Consider the following 15,976-nt stretch of genomic DNA (forward strand, 5'->3'; position numbering starts at 1 on the left):
TAAATTTGAAGAAGTTATAGAATCACTTTGTAATTCTTGCAGATAGTTTTCAAGGCTATCAAAGCGTTCTTCTGATAGTTGGCGAAATGAGTCTATAAAATATCAAACACACTCTAGTCAGCTTTAGGTAAACCTTGTCGAACGATTTGAGAGAAGTGTTCACTACTCTGATCTGAAAGCTGTTCAAAATTTTCAGTGCGTGGGTTGATATGCGCAATTTGATACCACTGTTTTAAACTGACATTTTGATTAAGTGCTTTAAGATCATATAAATAATTAGGTAAGTAACCTGAAGCAATTAGACGATAATCTTTAGGAAGTTGATATGGGTTAATCGCTTGAACCATATCAAAAATTAGAGTCGTACAGTTACTCGTGAGTGTATTGTACCACTCTGGTTTTGTACGCAATTCATCTGATTTTTTAAGATATTCTAAAAATAAAGCTTTTTGCTCGGACCGTGGCATGTTGATAGGAAAATTATAAACTTGCTCTTTGCGGACGTTACTACGCGTATAGACAATATCTTTTTCATCAGACGCAATTAAGCTCAGTTCATATTTTCTAAAAAAACCGCCGATTGCCGAAAACTCTTCAGTTTTTTCTTTGCGAATCTCGATTGAGAAGACTAAAGGTTGTTGGTGTGCAAATTCGAAGCTGACCAGTGTATGGGCAATTTGTGGTCCCATCCAGTAAGAGGCAATGATGTTTATGCCATTCAACTGGTTAAGGTCAAAAGTTCGAGTTTCCCAGCGAACATCATAAGTTCCATCAGGGTGCCAGTTGAAGTTACGGACATTATGTAAAGTGATTACATCGCCGTGCTTTTCATAGCTCAGCATATTGGCAACTTCAGGGTTCCAGTCACGATCTTGACGTGCAGTAATTGAAAAATACCAAACGAGAGAGCAAGTAAATGCTAAAAGGTAAATCAGGATGTCTGTACGTCTGCTAACAAGATGGCCTTCAACATATAGGCCCGCCATACTCAGCGCAAAAGCAATCCAGATGCCAATGAGTATGCGGCTGCCTAACCAGCCAAAAGGCTGTTGAACCCAGAGTGCTACGCATACCCAAATACTAGAGAACACAATAAACAGCGTGAATAGACTATGTAACAGTCCAAAAAGTAGAGCAATAATAAATTCACGTGTTCCGATATTGTGCATAGGCATCCATTGAATTATTTTTTATAAGTGGCAAACTCGAATGAAGTTCCTGATTTTTCATCAACTTGCTGTTCACTTGCAGTTTTATGAAATTCACTCGGTATTGTTGGATAATGTGCATCACCTTGCACATCTAAGTCAACATGAGTAAGTTCAAGACGGTCTGCAATTGACAAAGTTTGCTTGAATATCTCACCGCCACCAATGATGAACAATGCCTGCTTTTCAGTATTTTTTACATCTTCTAAAGCTGCATTTAAAGCATCTTCAATTGAATAGGCAATTTTAACACCGTCAAAGTGCCAGTTAATATCACGGGTAATGATCCAGTTCACACGGTTTGGCAGCGCACGGCCCATAGACTCAAGAGTTTTACGACCCATCACAACCACACCGCCTTGTGTGATTTCTTTAAAATGTTTTAAGTCGGCAGAAATATGCCATGGCAACGCATTGCCTTTACCAATACAGTGGTTTTTATCCATTGCCACAACGTGAACAACTTCTACATTTTGCCATGCCATAATCTTATTCTCTAAACCGTAACCTAATGAAATTTGAGTCGTTGTTATACTGCAACTGGTGCTTTAATTGCAGGATGCGACTCATAACCTACAATTTCAACATCTTCAAATTTGAAATCAAATAAGTCTTTTACTTCTGGATTTAGTTTCAATTGGCAGAGCGGTAAAGGTTCACGTGTCAATTGAAGTTGTGCTTGCTCAAAATGGTTGATATAAAGATGCGTATCACCACCAGTCCATACAAAATCACCGACTCCTAAACCGCACACTTGAGCAATCATATGGGTAAGTAGAGCATAGCTCGCAATGTTAAAAGGCACGCCTAAAAACACGTCTGCACTACGTTGATAAAGTTGGCATGACAATTTGTTATCTTGTACGAAAAATTGAAAAAGCGTGTGGCAAGGTGGTAAGGCTACTTGTCCAGCTTCGTTCGGGTTCCAACCAGAAATAATTAAACGACGTGAGTTTGGGTTGGTTTTAATTTCATTAATTAACCATTTAATTTGGTCAAAACCATCTTGGTTATAAGTGCCATCCGCATTTTTGGTTGCGCCAAAATTACGCCATTGATGACCATAGACAGGGCCAAGCTCATGCTCTGGGCGGCCAAAACGAGCAGTTTGATCTGCTGTTGCCCATTCATCCCAAATTGAAACTTTATTGTCTTTTAGATATTGGACGTTGGTGTCGCCTTTTAAAAACCAAAGTAACTCAATCACAATAGAACGGAAGTGAACTTTTTTTGTGGTGAGTAAAGGAAAACCTTTAGAGAGATCAAAACGCATTTGATGACCAAATACAGAACGGGTTCCTGTGCCTGTACGGTCGCCTTTGTCACCGCCATTATCAAGGATATGTTGTAGAAGGTCTAAATATGCACGCATAACACTCTCGAGTTCGGATTAATTTCCATAAAATAAAAGGGGGAGATAGCTCAACGATAAATAATAACGCAATATAGAGCTGCTTCATCATGAACCATTGAAGATGATACCTGTTGTAGCTCAAGATGAAAATCTAAAAATAGTTCTATGACATTTCAATAGACGTAATTATTCAAATCGTTTGGCACGATTTTGATGAATCGAAACAAGAAAAAAGCCAACCAGTACAAAGCCTAAAGCTTGCGTCACAAGAATCCATTTATGCTGAGCAGGTAGTAGATACATCAAAATAACAACGATAAAAATAGGGTAAATGCTGCTTAAAAGTCTAAAGCTCGATTTATACGATTCGTTATTGGAAGTTTTGCTATTTAAGTAATGTCCAGCATGTAAACCAAAACCGAAAATAAGGCTGAGTACAGTATAAATAGGAGATAGCGGCTGAACTTGATTAGCGACATAAACTGCCATACAAACCGCCACAATAAAGATGAGTTTGATATTGCGCGGAGCGTTGTACCAATAAGCCAACATGAAAACTAAACCTATTTCTTAAAAAGTGATTGAGGTGAAAAAATAAAAGCGGCAAGTGCCATAAAAGCAATTCCCTGAACGCCCCAGATGAGTAAGTTAGGCATTGTTTTAACAAAAATAAGGGCAAATAACAGTGCGATAGGTATCCAAGTCAACAGGCGGTAAAATAACCCAGTCGGATTTTTTTGAGCAAAGTGCAATTTAAAGTAACGGCAGATTAAAAAAATTACCCCAGTTCCAGTAAACATCAGAATCGTATCTAAAGGCAGCGGTTGGTATTGATAGAGCGCAATACAAATAAGCAGTGTAATAATCAAAATTACTAGTTTTTTAAATGTCGGGACTTGCGTGTTAAACCAGAATTCCAGCATGGTATATCTTCATCTTGGGAGAATAAAAACTGTAGCATAAAAAAGAAAAGAGGAGCCGAAACTCCTCTGATTTAGATGTTAACTATTCTTTTGTGGACCCCAGTCATAAATTTTCTTTTGATAGGCATACCACATCATCCAAAGGCCAATCAGCAACATTGGAATTGTTAGAATCTGTCCTTTTGTCATCCAGCCAAATAGAATGAAACCTTGGTCGGCATCAGGCTGACGGAAGAATTCCATAACAAAGCGGGCAACACCATATCCCATTAGGAATAGGGCAGAAACGGCCATACGTGGACGCGGTTTTGAACTAAACCACCACAAGATAATGAATAGAATTAAACCTTCACAAAGCGCTTGATAGATTTGTGATGGATGGCGAACTAGGTGTAATGGGTCCGTTGGGAAGATCATACCAAATGCATAATTTGGATCTGTTACCGCACGGCCATATAACTCTCCACCAATAAAGTTACCAATACGTCCGAACATTAAGCCAGTCGGTACACAAGGGGCAATAAAGTCGAGGGTTTGGAACCATGTTTTTTGGTATTTTCTACACCAAAATAACATTGCAATCATGACGCCTAAGAAGCCGCCATGGAAGCTCATACCGCCTGTCCAGACTTGAAATAGCCAGATTGGATTTTCGAGGAATTTATCAAACTCATAGAAAAGGACATAGCCGACTCGACCGCCCAGAACAACACCTAGAGCACCATAGAACACTAGGTCGGAAACCATATCTGATGTCCAGCCATCACGTTGTTTGGCACGGTAGGAAGCAAGCCCCCAAGCACATAAAAATGCCAATAAGTACATGAGTCCATACCAATGGACTTGAAGAGGTCCTAAGTGTATTGCGACCGGATCGATATTAGGATAGGTCAGCATTGCTGCTCCTTGATCTTACGTTTTGACAGATTGTAGCGGAATGATGTGAAAAATGTTGTACATTCAATGTGTAAAGATAGGGAACAAGAATTAATGTGTATTGTGGCTTTAGCATGGCATGTTCTGGATGATATGCCCTTGTGTCTTATGTCAAATCGGGATGAGTTTTATCATCGTCCAACAGCTTTGTTGCATCAGTGGGAACATACGCCCATTGTTGCGGGACAAGATTTGCAGTCGGGTGGCACGTGGATGGGCGTTACGCCTCAAGGTCGATGGGCTGTTTTGACTAACTTCCGTGATGGGCGGGATCAAAAGTCTTATGAGACTTCTCGGGGGCATTTGGTTCAGGCTTTTTTAGAATCTGATTTATTGCCGATTCGATTTGCTCAACAATTAGAACAGCAACAACAGAATTTTGCTGGCTTTAACCTGTTTATGGGAAATGCTGATCAAGCGGTTTATATGAGTAACCGTGGTGAAGCACCGCAAGTATTGGCTAACGGTGTGTATGTGGTTTCGAATGGCTTAATGTCTGAACATTGGGAAAAAACTAAACATTTACGAACACGTTTTACGCAAGAGTTTTTGCCTATGCTTCAGCATCAGACTGAAGAGCCAACTTTGCAACATGCGGCTTGGGATATTCTGGAAGATGAGCGTAAGGTCACAACTACTTTATTACCGAATACTGGCATTCAAGCAGAGATGGAAGAGTTATTGTCATCAACCTTTATTCAAAGTCCTGTGTATGGCACACGTTGTTCGAATTTTCTAAGAATGACCAATAATGAATGGCTTTGGTTGGAAAAGACCCAACAAGGTGAGCACAGCGGTCAAATTGTTCAGCAGCACATTCTTTTAAATCGATAGCAATTAAAAATGCCGATCAATTGACCGGCATTTTTATTCTTCTACGAATTAGCCTGCGATCACACCGCCATCTTTACGGGTAATCACAACAGTTGCTGAACGTGGACGTGCTGTTTTATTGCTTGGATCTTTTTGCGTTGCTGGCCAGTTACTGTCTGGTGTTTCGTAACTTTTCGAGTCTTCGCCAGGGTGTTGAACATTAATAAAAATAGCTTTGTGATCAGATGTCATGGCAATACCTGTAATTTCACATTGCTTTGGTCCAACCAAGAAACGACGTAATGTTGAGTCTGTAACTTTAGCACCGACTAGCGTTTGTTGGCCATTTGACGTAGTGGCAGCAGTGCCATCACCAATTTGACCCGGTAGTGCTGCAAGCATCATACAGTTGGTGACATCGGTGTAAGCGCCATCATCTGTTTGAATCCAAAGTACGCCACGTGGGTCAAACCACATTCCGTCAGGAGATGACAAATCATTATTGTCTGTCAGACCCGATAAGTTAATATTTGAAGCCATAGATGCTTCTGCGCCAAATAGGTAGATATCCCATTTGAAGGTTTCAGCAGTGGTTTTGTCATCGGTTTCTTTAAAACGGATAATATGGCCGTTCACATTACCTTTTTGCTCTTTAGTGCCGTTGTAGAGGTCTGTGTAGTTACGTGGATTAGCTGCATCGGTCGCGTAATCTTTACCACGATTTGAGTTGTTGGTTAGGGTGACATAGACTTCGCCGTTTACTGGGTTGACCGTACACCATTCTGGGCGGTCCATTTTTGTAGCACCAACTGAGTCGCCAGCCAAACGTGCAAATGTGACAACGTCTGCCTGAGATTTGAAAGGGTAAGTAGTGTTGCTTTCATTTAAGCCATTTTTGCCATAGGCAAGTTCAATCCATTGACCTGAGCCATCGTTATTAAATCTGGCAACATACAATTTACCCGCGTTCATATATTTGTCGCCAGCTGTATAACCGCCGTTTACGTCTTTAGCATCCCATACAGCAGTCGAGACAAATTTATAGATGTATTCACCGCGAGAGTCATCACCCATATAAAACGCTAATGGTTGACCGGCTACGGCACGACAAGCACTGTCTTCATGTGCAAAACGACCTAATGATGTTCTTTTAACTGGGTTTAGACGGTTATCAAAAGGATCAATCTCAACCATCCAGCCGAACGTATTTGGTCCGTTGCGGTAGTCTTGTGTCGGTTGTGCAGCTTTTACATCGGCATTCCAGCGATCATACAAGTCTTGTGATTCAACTTGACCAATTGCTGTTTCCCAGCCGTAACGTGAACCGGATCCTGCCTTTAAACCATAGCGTTTCAGTGCAATAATTTCTTCTGGAGTGCGTAACGCGTCATCAGTCGTACTACGAGCAAAGTAACCGATAAAGTTTTCTTCGGTAGTTAAGTATGTGCCCCAAGGCGTATAACCGTTACCGCAGTTATTATGAGTACCACGAGTTTGACGACCAGCAGGCGAGAAGCGAGTTGCAAGCAAACTAGACCCAGCAGCAACACCTGCAAAATTCATCTCTGTTGACGCTGTAATACGGCGGTTAAAAATTGATTTTTTATCAATTACTACTTTTTGAGTTGCTGCATCTTTTTTGATGTGAACGACAGATACGCCGTGTGCATTGGTTTCACGAATGACTTCATCTTCAGGGCGGCGTCCATTAACTTTTGTTGGGCCTTTTGGGTGAAGGAAGGTCTGGTTGATATATTCGTGATTCATTACCAACAAACCTTCAGCCGAAATACTTTCATCAAAGTTGTTTTTTGAAGTATTTAAACCAAAGAAATGCATGCCGTCATGGCAGTCGCCCGAGCGAAACTGGAAGCTTGGACCAGATGGAATATTATTGTCGTCCCAGTCGCCAAAAGCAGGATTGATTGAATCACCTAAAGCGTAAATGACATTTGCTTCATAGCCTTCAGGTACAGTCACAATATCGTTATGATTTTTTGCAACTGCTGTAAAAGTTAATTTCTCTGGTTTTTTATTTGGATCTACAGGTGGGATTCCACCGTTGTTAGAACCTGAGTCATCATTACTATCATTACAGCCTGTTAAAGTAGAGGCTAAAGTTAAAGCTACAGCACCGCTTGCTGCTTTAGTAATTAAACTACGGCGACTTACATGTTGTTCTAAAATGTCACGAAAGTGGATATTGTCAGAAGTATTATTATCCAGTTCTTGGTCTTCATGATATGGCGTCAGCTCTGTCATGGGAAATTCCTAAGTAATTAAAGAAATAAAGCGATTGTTCTAAAAATCTTCATTAGCTTAGTTGGGTAGTGTGACGAGGCTTTGACGTTTTGATGATAGGTTTGTGAAATAATTGATCGTTTAGTCAAAAAAGAAACCTGCATAAGGCAGGTTTCTTCTATTTTGGTGAAAGAGATTATTTTTTCACAACAGATGGAGCAATTGGGTCGGCAGTGATATAGCCAACCGCTGCTGCAAATTTATTGCTGTAGTTTGTATTAATCGCTGTATCAATTTGCGAAAGTAAATCTGCACTGATACCAGTACGAACACCGTTAGTTTCTTTATAGAAACGGTTCCATTCATCACCCGGATGTTGGAAGTTACTCATGATGTAAGTCCAACCGTTTACTTCATCGACTGCGTGTAGACCTGTTGATTCTGCACCTGCTGGTGTAGACAAGATACGGATGAGCTGTTTAGTGTCGACATTGTAAGCCCATAAGAAGTTATTTAAGTGGTTACCAGAGTCTTCACCGATAAATAACGTACGTAGCTTTTCAGAGAACTTCAAGTTGTCAGGGCTAGCGATCTGTTCTGGGTCAGCAGTGTTACCTAGGCTGTCAAAGCTAATGTCTTTACCTTTAATGAGAAGACTAGATTGGCTAGGTACCCATTCACTGTTAATTGCTACATTTAAGCTGTCTTTTTGGCCGCCTGTCAGTTTATGCTCCAAAATACCACCAGCCGTGATTTTCGGGAATTTAACGTTGTGCTCAGCAAGGTAACCGCTACCGCCTTCAACCATTGAATCAACAATGTTAGCTAAAGCCGAATATGCTCGTTTATCTGCAATATTTACAGTCGTACCCTCGTTCTTAGTCAATGCCATTGAAGCGCCAACGTAAGCAGCATAACGGTGTGTCTCAAGGAAAGCTGCTGCAAGTTTAGTTTTGTCGCTGTTATCTTTAAGCTTGAGATAAACACCAGTTTTGCTCAAATAAGTAAATTTGAAACCTTGTGCTTCTAATTCTGCTTTTTGAGCAGCTTGTTGGAGTTTTAAACGATCTTTCGCAGCTTTTGCTAAAACTTGTTGTTCAGGCGTACCTTTATCGCCTGCATCAATAGCATCTTTTTCTGCTGTCGTTGCATCACTTGGATATTTGGCAATTTGTAGAACCGATTCGAAAATATCAGTTCCTTTAATACCGCTCTTGATTAGGTTCTCAATCTCTACACTTGTTGCATGACCAAGCTTGATCCATGAGATCTGACCCGTCGTTGTATCTGTAAGTACTGTTGTATATTTTGCAACGTAAAGTGTGCCGGCAGATAGGTCTTTCTCTTTATCTGCAACGAACATGAAGAGACCACCATTGGTATAGTCGTCACCCATCAAAACTGTACGATTATCTGGGAAAACTTGTACAAGCTCATGTGAAATACGGCCTAAACAGTAGTGCTTTGTCACACGACCCGTACCATCTGCATTTACCGTAATTTCTGGTAAATGACCGTAGTTATATGGGTTAGCCGCATTTTCATCACCATACACATTTTTACTAAATGCTTTAAGTGTTGAAAGTGATTGACCTAACTTTTGGTTGAAGGCATCTGGCTCATATTCTTCACTTGATAAATGAGTTCCCCATGGTGACAAGCTTGCACCACAAGTAATCCATAAACCATGCGCACTTGAAGTGTCTACATTGTGATATTTGATTAAAGTCAAATGACCAGTTTTCGGGTCTTGATCTAAAGTAAGTACTGCAATCGGAGATGATAATTTACCGTACGTATCACCACCATTTTGGTCTTTCGATAGATATTCAAACTGAACTACATGGAACACTGGGTTACCAGTTACACCCAATGCTTTTTTTTCTGCATCTGTGAAATCTTTGCCAGTTGCTTGTTTGAAGCTAATCAGAGAACTACCATCTGGACAGTCAGAGAAGAATTGACGCTCTTTACCAGCAACTGATTTATCAATAATCGGCTTATTATTGATGTCAACATAACCACCCGCGATAATCTTTCCGCCTTTACCATCAGGAACTTCTGTACCTGTTAAAAAGAATGGTTTGTAAGCAAGTTGATATTCAGTTTTACTGCCATCTTCCCATGAAATGGCAAGCTTTGATGCACATGCTGTTGTTGCCATTTCTGCTACAGTAGAAGGCGCAGGCATTGATGTGAACGTTGCATTTTTAAAGTTAATTGGTTTTGATGGAGTCGTAACGTCTGAATCATCATTACTATCGTTACATCCTGCTAACGTTGCTGCCGTAGCCATCGCACCTAATGGAAGAAAAGGAATCCCCGTAAACCATTTTAAAATATCGCGACGTGTTGGGTGGTTAGAAGCAGTTGTCATAATAAATCCGTAACTTTTGTGAGTATATTTGTTGAGTTGATTCTATGGACTGTAAATGACACTTTTCTTACACTTTTAAGTCACTTTGAAGACAGTTTATGGGTTTGTAGATTAAAAAGTGGTCTATATAAAAAAGCCTGAACTTTGAATTTCAGGCTTTTTAAAAACATAATTTTTTATTCAGCAGATTGAGCTTTTCTTTTCTCAAGAATTTTACCGAACAATAATCCAAGTTCAAAAAGCAACCACATCGGGATCGCCAACATCACCATAGAAATTGCATCTGGTGGGGTAATGAACATGGCTACAAAAAAACATCCCACAATGATAAAACGTCTTTTTTCAGCAAGACTTTTTGTATTTACCACACCTATTAAAATCAATAGAAGCGTCGCGATTGGAATTTCAAAAGTCACACCAAAAACTAAAAATAACTTTAAGCAAAAGCTTAGGTAGCTATTAATATCCGTCATAGGTGCTACCGTTTCAGGCGATACACTAATAAAGAAATGTAAAATTGCAGGAAGTGTAATGTAATATGCAAAAGCAACGCCAGCATAGAACAAAACAATGCTACCAATAAGTAACGGAAGTGCTAAATGACGTTCTTTTTGATATAACGCTGGGCGGACAAAAGTCCAGATTTCATAAAGAATAAATGGCATTGCCAGCACAAGTGCGACAAATAAATTGAGCTTAAAAGGCGCCATAAAGGTTGCAGTTACATCTGTTGCAATCATTGAAGATGATGCAGGAAGTTGCAGCCTTAAAGGTTCCGATAATAATTGGTAAGTATTATTTCGAAAGGGTAATAAGCAAAAGAATAAAAATAATGTTACCCCGACAATTCTAAATAAATGACGTCTTAAAACGACCAAATGGTTCATGATTGGCATTTGGTCTAAATTTTCTTGCGTATTTACAGTCGTTGAAGGCAGTTGGTTCATACGGCAATCTTCAATTTAACGGGGGGTGTTTCTAAAGTGTCGCTTTGAGATGCCAAAGGTGTAAATTTGGCAAGAAAGGGCACTTCATAATGGCCCGATACAGGGGAGTACATCGCAGACTGAGATATCGTTTCAGCTACCTCAGTTTTTTCTGAGTTGTCTGAAGTAGACTGTTTTTGTATTTCTTCAAGTTGTTGTTGTACTTTGCGTTCTAGTGCTTCAATGCGGTTGAGTTCTTCTTGCATTTCTTTTCGAAATTCAGAAAGACGCAACTCTTGATCAATCTCATTTTGCAAATTGGTAATATAACGTTTTAGACGTACATACCAACGACCAGCAAAGCGTGCGGCTTCTGGAAGTTTATCCGGACCTAAAACTAAAATTGCAATAATTGCAAAACAGAGTAGCTCTGTCATTCCTACATCAAGCATGGTAGAAAACCTTTAGCTTTTCACTGATGTGCTGTCAGGGGTTTTGACTTGGGCATCAATTGTACGTGGAGTATTAAGAGCAGCAGCTTCGTCTTCTTCACGAACTGATTTTTTAAAGTCTTTTACTGCACCGCCTACGTCTTTACCGATATTTTTTAATTTAGATGTACCGAATAATAAAATAACGACAATTGCAAAAATAACAACGTGCCAAATAGATAAACCGGCCATGATCTTATACCTCTTTTCAGTTCGCTTTATATCAACAGGTTGCCATGACAACAATGTGACATTTATATGTCATTTTTAAGACAATAGCCGTTAGTCAAAATCTAAAAAGGTAGTTCTATAAAGGCTGTATTTGATTTTTATTTTAGAGATAGCTGAGAAAGGGAAGCTTAAATTACTTGAAAAGGAGAGTACATTTCATTTTGAAAAGGTGTAGCATAACAAACTGATTTTGATGGGTGAAAGGATAAAGCGTGGCGTTATTACTGCCAATATTGGCGTTTATCACTGGACTTTTACTTGCCCAGACTTCTATTTCAGAAACTTTAAAACCTATTCTTTCAGCATGGCTTGCACGCTTGCTTATTCCAGTTGTTATTATTTACAACATGGTATTTTATCAACCGGGTAGTTTGAGTTTAATGCTGTTTAGCTTTGGTTCAGCATTTATTATTTTCTTTGCTTATTTAGCTTTATTTAAAGACAGATTATTAGCACTTTGCGTAAGTTATACCAACATGGGCTGGCTCGGCTTTCCTTTTGCCATGGCTTTATTTGGCCCCCAAGCTACGGCACCTATTGTGGCGTTATATATTGGCATGTCTCTTTTTGGAAATGCATGGGCTGTTACGGCAGTCACTACTGCTCCACAAAGTAAGCTCAATATATTAAAAAAGGTTTTAACTTCTCCACCATGTATTTCGATCTTTTGCGCGCTTCTACTTAGACTTCTTGGTGCTCAACATATTGAACATCCAGCTATACATTGGATTTATGAGGTAGCTAAATTTGTAATGACTTTTGCTGGAATGTGTGTATTGGGAATGTGGCTGCGTCGTACACGTGTGCATTTAAAAGACTTAATCTACAGTACGAAAGCTCAAACATTTAAAGTGGTGTGTGGACTTATTCTTTGTGGACTAACGTATAGATTTCTACCGATTCCAAATATAAGTCAGCACATTGGAGTCATGTTTTTAATGTTCTGTCTGCCACCAGCAGCCAATATTGTAGCGCTAGAAACACATTACCAAGGAACAGGAAGATCTGCGGCTTATATCGCCTCAGGGACGATTGTGAGTTGTGTGTGTATTGCGATTTATGCGGTTTTTTTGCATTTTTATTTCTAAGGAAGATGGTTAGACCAGACGGCCTTTGAATAGTGGTTATATGCTTATTTTGTGTATGTAGGCAATATTTACTTTTGTTTCGTCAAAAGTAACAAAACCATTTGTCGAACTGACGACACATCCTGAGCGATTTCCGAAGCACTGCTTTGGGAATCTGCGCAAGGCAGTGACGTGGCGACATCCATGTCGCCTAGCACGATAGCAAATGGCTTTAAAGTTAAACTAAAACCGATATAAAGTTTTACTTCTGCAAGCTCTCTCTAAATAACTGCATCGCTTGTCCACGATGACTAATCTTATTCTTGTCTTCTTTAGATAGTTCAGCGCTAGAAACTTGTAGCTCAGGCAACCAGAATAGTGGGTCATAGCCAAAGCCATTTTCACCACGTAGCGCTTCTAAAATTTCGCCGTGCCAGATGCCTTGGAAAATTTGTGGCAAAGGATCTTCAGCATGCGTTACCAAAGCAAGTACACACACAAACATGCCTTCAATCACTTCACCATTCTTACGATATGGTAAAAGATCATTTAATAATTTTGCATTGTTAGCTGCATCATCACCATGTTCTCCAGCATAGCGTGCTGAGTAAATACCAGGTGCACCGCCTAAGACAGGAACACAAATGCCTGAGTCATCAGCCATCGCAGGTTTACCTGAAATTTTAGAGGCATGGCGAGCTTTAATAATGGCATTTTCAATAAAGCTTAAGCCATCTTCAATTGCATCAGGAATATTAAGGCGACCTTGAGGAATAATTTCTACAGGTAATTTAAGCTGTTCAAAAAGTTTTTCAAACTCTGCGACTTTACCTTTGTTATTGCTGGCAAGAACTAAACTGCCCTGATCAAACCAATGTGGGGTAGACATAATAAAACCAAACTTTATAGCTAATATCGAACGTGAGTTATGTTACGTGTTTTTTAAGAGGGGATATAGAGGGAAATAAATAGAATATAAAATGGCATGATCTAAACTAAAACCACTTTGTAGAGCATACAAGGTGGTTTTAGTCGAGTAAGGTTTTTTACGGATGAACCGTTATTATTGTGCTTGAATCCATTTGTCTGCACGGTCACGTGCTGTACGGATTTGTTCTTGAGTCAAGTTAGCTGCAAGAGCAGTTTTCTTACCTTCTGATAGGCTAATTACTTTATTGTCGAGCATGCCATCACGAGTTGAAAGCTCATACCACTGGTAAGCACCTACGTAGTTTTTCTTTTGCTCTTCCATCATCGCGAGGTTATAGCTTGCACGGTTATCACCATTGCTTGCCGCTTTCTCGAAGTATTTACGAGCCATTGACTCATCTTTTCTAACACCAATACCGTCGGCATACATACGGCCTACGTTTAATTGTGCTGGCGATAAACCTTGATCAGCTGCTGCTTTAAACCATGTGAAAGCTTGTTTTTCATCTTTTTCTACATCTTTACCATATTGGTAGTGCGTACCAAGGTAAAATTGTGCGCCTGCTTGACCAGCTTTTGCAGCTTTCTGAAGGTCATTAACCCCCATTGTTGAAAAGCGTGCAGCCTGACTCGCAACCGATTGTGGCTGGGCGATATAATCTGCATGAGCCTGCATACTTAGCAGTCCTGCAAATAGTGTGCTAAATAATGTCTTTTTCATAGTGCACTCACTCGATAAATAGCGACTTCACCAAACAAATTAGGAACATGTTTGCTTAACAGGCTTCCCTGCTGATTTCCATTGACGGCGAGTCGATTAATAATTTGTATCTGATTTTCCGCACAAAGTGCTTCGAAATCTTTAAATGTACATAAATGAATATTGGGGGTGTTATACCACATATATGGTAGAGCATCCGATACAGGCATCATACCTTTTAATGCAAGAAAAGAACGAGTCTTCCAATGCGCAAAGTTTGGAAAAGTAATAATTGCCTGTTTACCCACACGCACCATGTCTCTTAATAAAACATCCGGTGCATCTACAGCTTGCAAAGCCTGTGCCATAACCACATAGTCAAAAGACTGGTCAGCAAAACGGCTCAAACCGAGATTCAAATCTTGTTGAATAATATTTAACCCGCGACTGACGGCAATTGCAATCTTTTCTTGATCAATTTCTAAACCATAAGCACGAATTTGATGCTTTTGGCTCATATGAGCGAGTAATTCACCATCACCACATCCCAAATCGAGTACGCTTGAGCCTGGTTTAATCCACTTTTCTGCCAGTTGTTGATCAATACGCATTAGCTTGCCTCCAGTGACGTCGATTTTAAGAGTTCTTCACCGCCTAAGAAAGCGCGCATTGTTTTTACATACAATGGAATCGGGAATAAGAACGAGTCATGTCCTTGTTCCGCATCAATATCGAGGTAACTTACTGGCTTATGATTGGTAATGAGTGCATCAACAATCTCTTGAGAGCGACTTGGTGTAAAACGCCAGTCTGTTGTAAAAGAAACAATCAGGAACTGACATTTTGTTTTACCCATCGCGTTTGTTAATGAGTGGTTGTATTCACGTGATGGATCAAAATAATCCAATGCTTTGGTCATAATGAGATAAGTATTGGCATCAAAGTTACGGCTAAACTGTTCGCCTTGGTAACGAAGGTAGCTTTCAACCTGAAACTCGACATCAAAACCGTACATAAATTTGCCTGATTTTAAATCACGACCAAATTTTTGTTTCATGGCTTCTTCTGAAAGATAGGTAATATGACCTACCATGCGAGCCAAAATCAGGCCGCGTTTCGGGTAGCTATCATTTTCTAAATAACGACCATGATGGAAGTCCGGATCAGACAAGATTGACTGGCGAGCAACCTCATTAAAGGCAATATTTTGTGCTGAAAGCTTTGGCGCACTGGCAATGATGACACATTTTTGTAAGCGGTCAGGATAGTCAACCGACCATTGTAGTGCCTGCATGCCCCCTAAAGAGCCACCAATAACGGCATACCAAATATTTACACCCAACCGGTCAGAAAGCATGGCTTGAGTTTTTACCCAGTCACGTACCGTTACTAATGGGAAATCTGGTCCATAAGGGCGATTATCATTTTCAGGATTTGGTGACGTTGGGCCAGTTGAGCCGCTACATCCGCCAATATTATTGAGTGAAACTACAAAGAACTTATTCGTGTCGATTGCTTTACCCGGGCCAATACAGCCATCCCACCATCCAGCTTTTTTATCATCTTCATGGTGATAACCCGCTGCATGATGATGTCCGGAAAGAGCATGACAGATTAAAATGGCATTTGATTTATCTGCATTTAAAGTGCCGTAAGTTTCAACCATTAATTCAAAACGTGGCAAAACACGCCCACATTCAAGATGTAATGGTTCTTCAAATTGGAACTTTTGCGGAGTGACTAACCCCACTGAATCAGCTGGAAAAGACACGGGAACAT

At 40.0% G+C, this 15,976-nt stretch carries 16 protein-coding genes and 1 pseudogene; 2 read left to right on the forward strand and 15 right to left on the reverse strand.

Annotated features, from left to right (window positions below; translation table 11 throughout):
* Positions 1 to 113 precede the first annotated feature (113 nt).
* From NL42_RS13085 to lgt, 6 genes and pseudogenes are all read right to left on the reverse strand, one after another.
* Entirely contained in the window at positions 114 to 1,169 is a 1,056-nt protein-coding gene (locus tag NL42_RS13085; protein ID WP_461313059.1) for an Lnb N-terminal periplasmic domain-containing protein, read from the reverse strand.
* 14 nt (positions 1,170 to 1,183) lie between these two features.
* Positions 1,184 to 1,693 (reverse strand): dihydrofolate reductase, encoded by a 510-nt coding sequence (locus NL42_RS13090; RefSeq protein ID WP_461313060.1) that lies wholly within the window; start codon positions 1,691 to 1,693, stop codon positions 1,184 to 1,186.
* A 44-nt stretch (positions 1,694 to 1,737) separates the two neighbouring features.
* The gene (thyA, locus tag NL42_RS13095) at positions 1,738 to 2,580 is read right to left on the reverse strand and encodes a thymidylate synthase (protein ID WP_461313061.1); all 843 of its coding nucleotides are present in this window, start codon (positions 2,578 to 2,580) and stop codon (positions 1,738 to 1,740) included.
* Positions 2,581 to 2,750: 170 nt separating this feature from the next.
* Positions 2,751 to 3,114, reverse strand: a pseudogene (locus tag NL42_RS13100) (hypothetical protein); the annotation flags it as partial.
* 11 nt (positions 3,115 to 3,125) lie between these two features.
* A complete protein-coding gene (locus NL42_RS13105) occupies positions 3,126 to 3,485 on the reverse strand; it encodes a hypothetical protein (RefSeq protein WP_016139329.1) in 360 nt (119 codons plus the stop codon).
* A 78-nt stretch (positions 3,486 to 3,563) separates the two neighbouring features.
* A complete protein-coding gene (lgt, locus tag NL42_RS13110; protein WP_461313062.1) occupies positions 3,564 to 4,382 on the reverse strand; it encodes a prolipoprotein diacylglyceryl transferase in 819 nt (272 codons plus the stop codon).
* A gap of 93 nt (positions 4,383 to 4,475) precedes the next feature.
* On the opposite strand from lgt, the gene NL42_RS13115 reads away from it, so the two are divergent.
* Positions 4,476 to 5,255 carry an NRDE family protein gene (locus NL42_RS13115; RefSeq protein ID WP_461313113.1) on the forward strand — a complete coding sequence of 260 codons (780 nt, stop codon included), beginning with the start codon at positions 4,476 to 4,478 and terminating at the stop codon, positions 5,253 to 5,255.
* A gap of 48 nt (positions 5,256 to 5,303) precedes the next feature.
* On the opposite strand, the gene NL42_RS13120 is transcribed toward NL42_RS13115, so the two are convergent.
* The 5 genes from NL42_RS13120 to NL42_RS13140 all read right to left on the reverse strand — a co-directional run bounded on the left by NL42_RS13120 (position 5,304) and on the right by NL42_RS13140 (position 11,461).
* Positions 5,304 to 7,496, reverse strand: a complete 2,193-nt coding sequence (locus tag NL42_RS13120) for a PhoX family protein (RefSeq protein WP_461313063.1) — start codon at positions 7,494 to 7,496, stop codon at positions 5,304 to 5,306.
* A gap of 175 nt (positions 7,497 to 7,671) precedes the next feature.
* On the reverse strand, positions 7,672 to 9,852 hold the full coding sequence (locus tag NL42_RS13125) for a PhoX family protein (protein WP_461313064.1): 2,181 nt from the start codon (positions 9,850 to 9,852) through the stop codon (positions 7,672 to 7,674).
* Between the two features lie 176 nt (positions 9,853 to 10,028).
* Complete coding sequence (gene tatC, locus NL42_RS13130; protein ID WP_004794778.1) at positions 10,029 to 10,799, reverse strand: twin-arginine translocase subunit TatC; 771 nt, start codon at positions 10,797 to 10,799, stop codon at positions 10,029 to 10,031.
* Entirely contained in the window at positions 10,796 to 11,230 is a 435-nt protein-coding gene (gene tatB / locus NL42_RS13135; protein ID WP_461313065.1) for a Sec-independent protein translocase protein TatB, read from the reverse strand. The genes tatC and tatB overlap by 4 nt, the downstream gene beginning before the upstream one ends.
* 12 nt (positions 11,231 to 11,242) lie before the next feature.
* Positions 11,243 to 11,461 carry a Sec-independent protein translocase subunit TatA gene (locus NL42_RS13140; protein ID WP_003654829.1) on the reverse strand — a complete coding sequence of 73 codons (219 nt, stop codon included), beginning with the start codon at positions 11,459 to 11,461 and terminating at the stop codon, positions 11,243 to 11,245.
* A gap of 251 nt (positions 11,462 to 11,712) precedes the next feature.
* On the opposite strand from NL42_RS13140, the gene NL42_RS13145 reads away from it, so the two are divergent.
* A complete protein-coding gene (locus NL42_RS13145; protein ID WP_461313066.1) occupies positions 11,713 to 12,588 on the forward strand; it encodes an AEC family transporter in 876 nt (291 codons plus the stop codon).
* A 241-nt stretch (positions 12,589 to 12,829) separates the two neighbouring features.
* Here NL42_RS13145 and rdgB read toward each other — a convergent pair whose 3' ends face one another.
* The 4 genes from rdgB to metX form a co-directional block, all read right to left on the reverse strand.
* On the reverse strand, positions 12,830 to 13,456 hold the full coding sequence (gene rdgB / locus NL42_RS13150) for an RdgB/HAM1 family non-canonical purine NTP pyrophosphatase (protein ID WP_461313067.1): 627 nt from the start codon (positions 13,454 to 13,456) through the stop codon (positions 12,830 to 12,832).
* A 174-nt stretch (positions 13,457 to 13,630) separates the two neighbouring features.
* Entirely contained in the window at positions 13,631 to 14,218 is a 588-nt protein-coding gene (locus NL42_RS13155; RefSeq protein WP_016801941.1) for a tetratricopeptide repeat protein, read from the reverse strand.
* Positions 14,215 to 14,808, reverse strand: a complete 594-nt coding sequence (gene metW, locus NL42_RS13160; protein ID WP_001217230.1) for a methionine biosynthesis protein MetW — start codon at positions 14,806 to 14,808, stop codon at positions 14,215 to 14,217. The genes NL42_RS13155 and metW overlap by 4 nt, the downstream gene beginning before the upstream one ends.
* The gene (metX, locus tag NL42_RS13165) at positions 14,808 to 15,968 is read right to left on the reverse strand and encodes a homoserine O-succinyltransferase MetX (protein WP_461313068.1); all 1,161 of its coding nucleotides are present in this window, start codon (positions 15,966 to 15,968) and stop codon (positions 14,808 to 14,810) included. Before metX ends, metW begins: the two co-directional genes overlap by 1 nt.
* Positions 15,969 to 15,976: the final 8 nt, after the last annotated feature.

The organism is Acinetobacter sp. GN11 (genome assembly GCF_054823985.1).

Bases quoted from the DNA above. Each gene is read 5' to 3' on its own strand.
- NL42_RS13120 (WP_461313063.1), bottom strand. From the start codon at position 7,496: ATGACAGAGCTGACGCCATATCATGAAGACCAAGAACTGGATAATAAT.
- NL42_RS13140 (WP_003654829.1), bottom strand. From the start codon at position 11,461: ATGGCCGGTTTATCTATTTGGCACGTTGTTATTTTTGCAATTGTCGTT.
- NL42_RS13090 (WP_461313060.1), bottom strand. From the start codon at position 1,693: ATGGCATGGCAAAATGTAGAAGTTGTTCACGTTGTGGCAATGGATAAA.
- rdgB (WP_461313067.1), bottom strand. From the start codon at position 13,456: ATGTCTACCCCACATTGGTTTGATCAGGGCAGTTTAGTTCTTGCCAGC.
- NL42_RS13105 (WP_016139329.1), bottom strand. From the start codon at position 3,485: ATGCTGGAATTCTGGTTTAACACGCAAGTCCCGACATTTAAAAAACTA.
- NL42_RS13085 (WP_461313059.1), bottom strand. From the start codon at position 1,169: ATGCACAATATCGGAACACGTGAATTTATTATTGCTCTACTTTTTGGA.
- tatC (WP_004794778.1), bottom strand. From the start codon at position 10,799: ATGAACCAACTGCCTTCAACGACTGTAAATACGCAAGAAAATTTAGAC.
- NL42_RS13155 (WP_016801941.1), bottom strand. From the start codon at position 14,218: ATGAAAAAGACATTATTTAGCACACTATTTGCAGGACTGCTAAGTATG.
- metW (WP_001217230.1), bottom strand. From the start codon at position 14,808: ATGCGTATTGATCAACAACTGGCAGAAAAGTGGATTAAACCAGGCTCA.
- NL42_RS13125 (WP_461313064.1), bottom strand. From the start codon at position 9,852: ATGACAACTGCTTCTAACCACCCAACACGTCGCGATATTTTAAAATGG.
- lgt (WP_461313062.1), bottom strand. From the start codon at position 4,382: ATGCTGACCTATCCTAATATCGATCCGGTCGCAATACACTTAGGACCT.
- tatB (WP_461313065.1), bottom strand. From the start codon at position 11,230: ATGCTTGATGTAGGAATGACAGAGCTACTCTGTTTTGCAATTATTGCA.
- NL42_RS13115 (WP_461313113.1), top strand. From the start codon at position 4,476: ATGTGTATTGTGGCTTTAGCATGGCATGTTCTGGATGATATGCCCTTG.
- thyA (WP_461313061.1), bottom strand. From the start codon at position 2,580: ATGCGTGCATATTTAGACCTTCTACAACATATCCTTGATAATGGCGGT.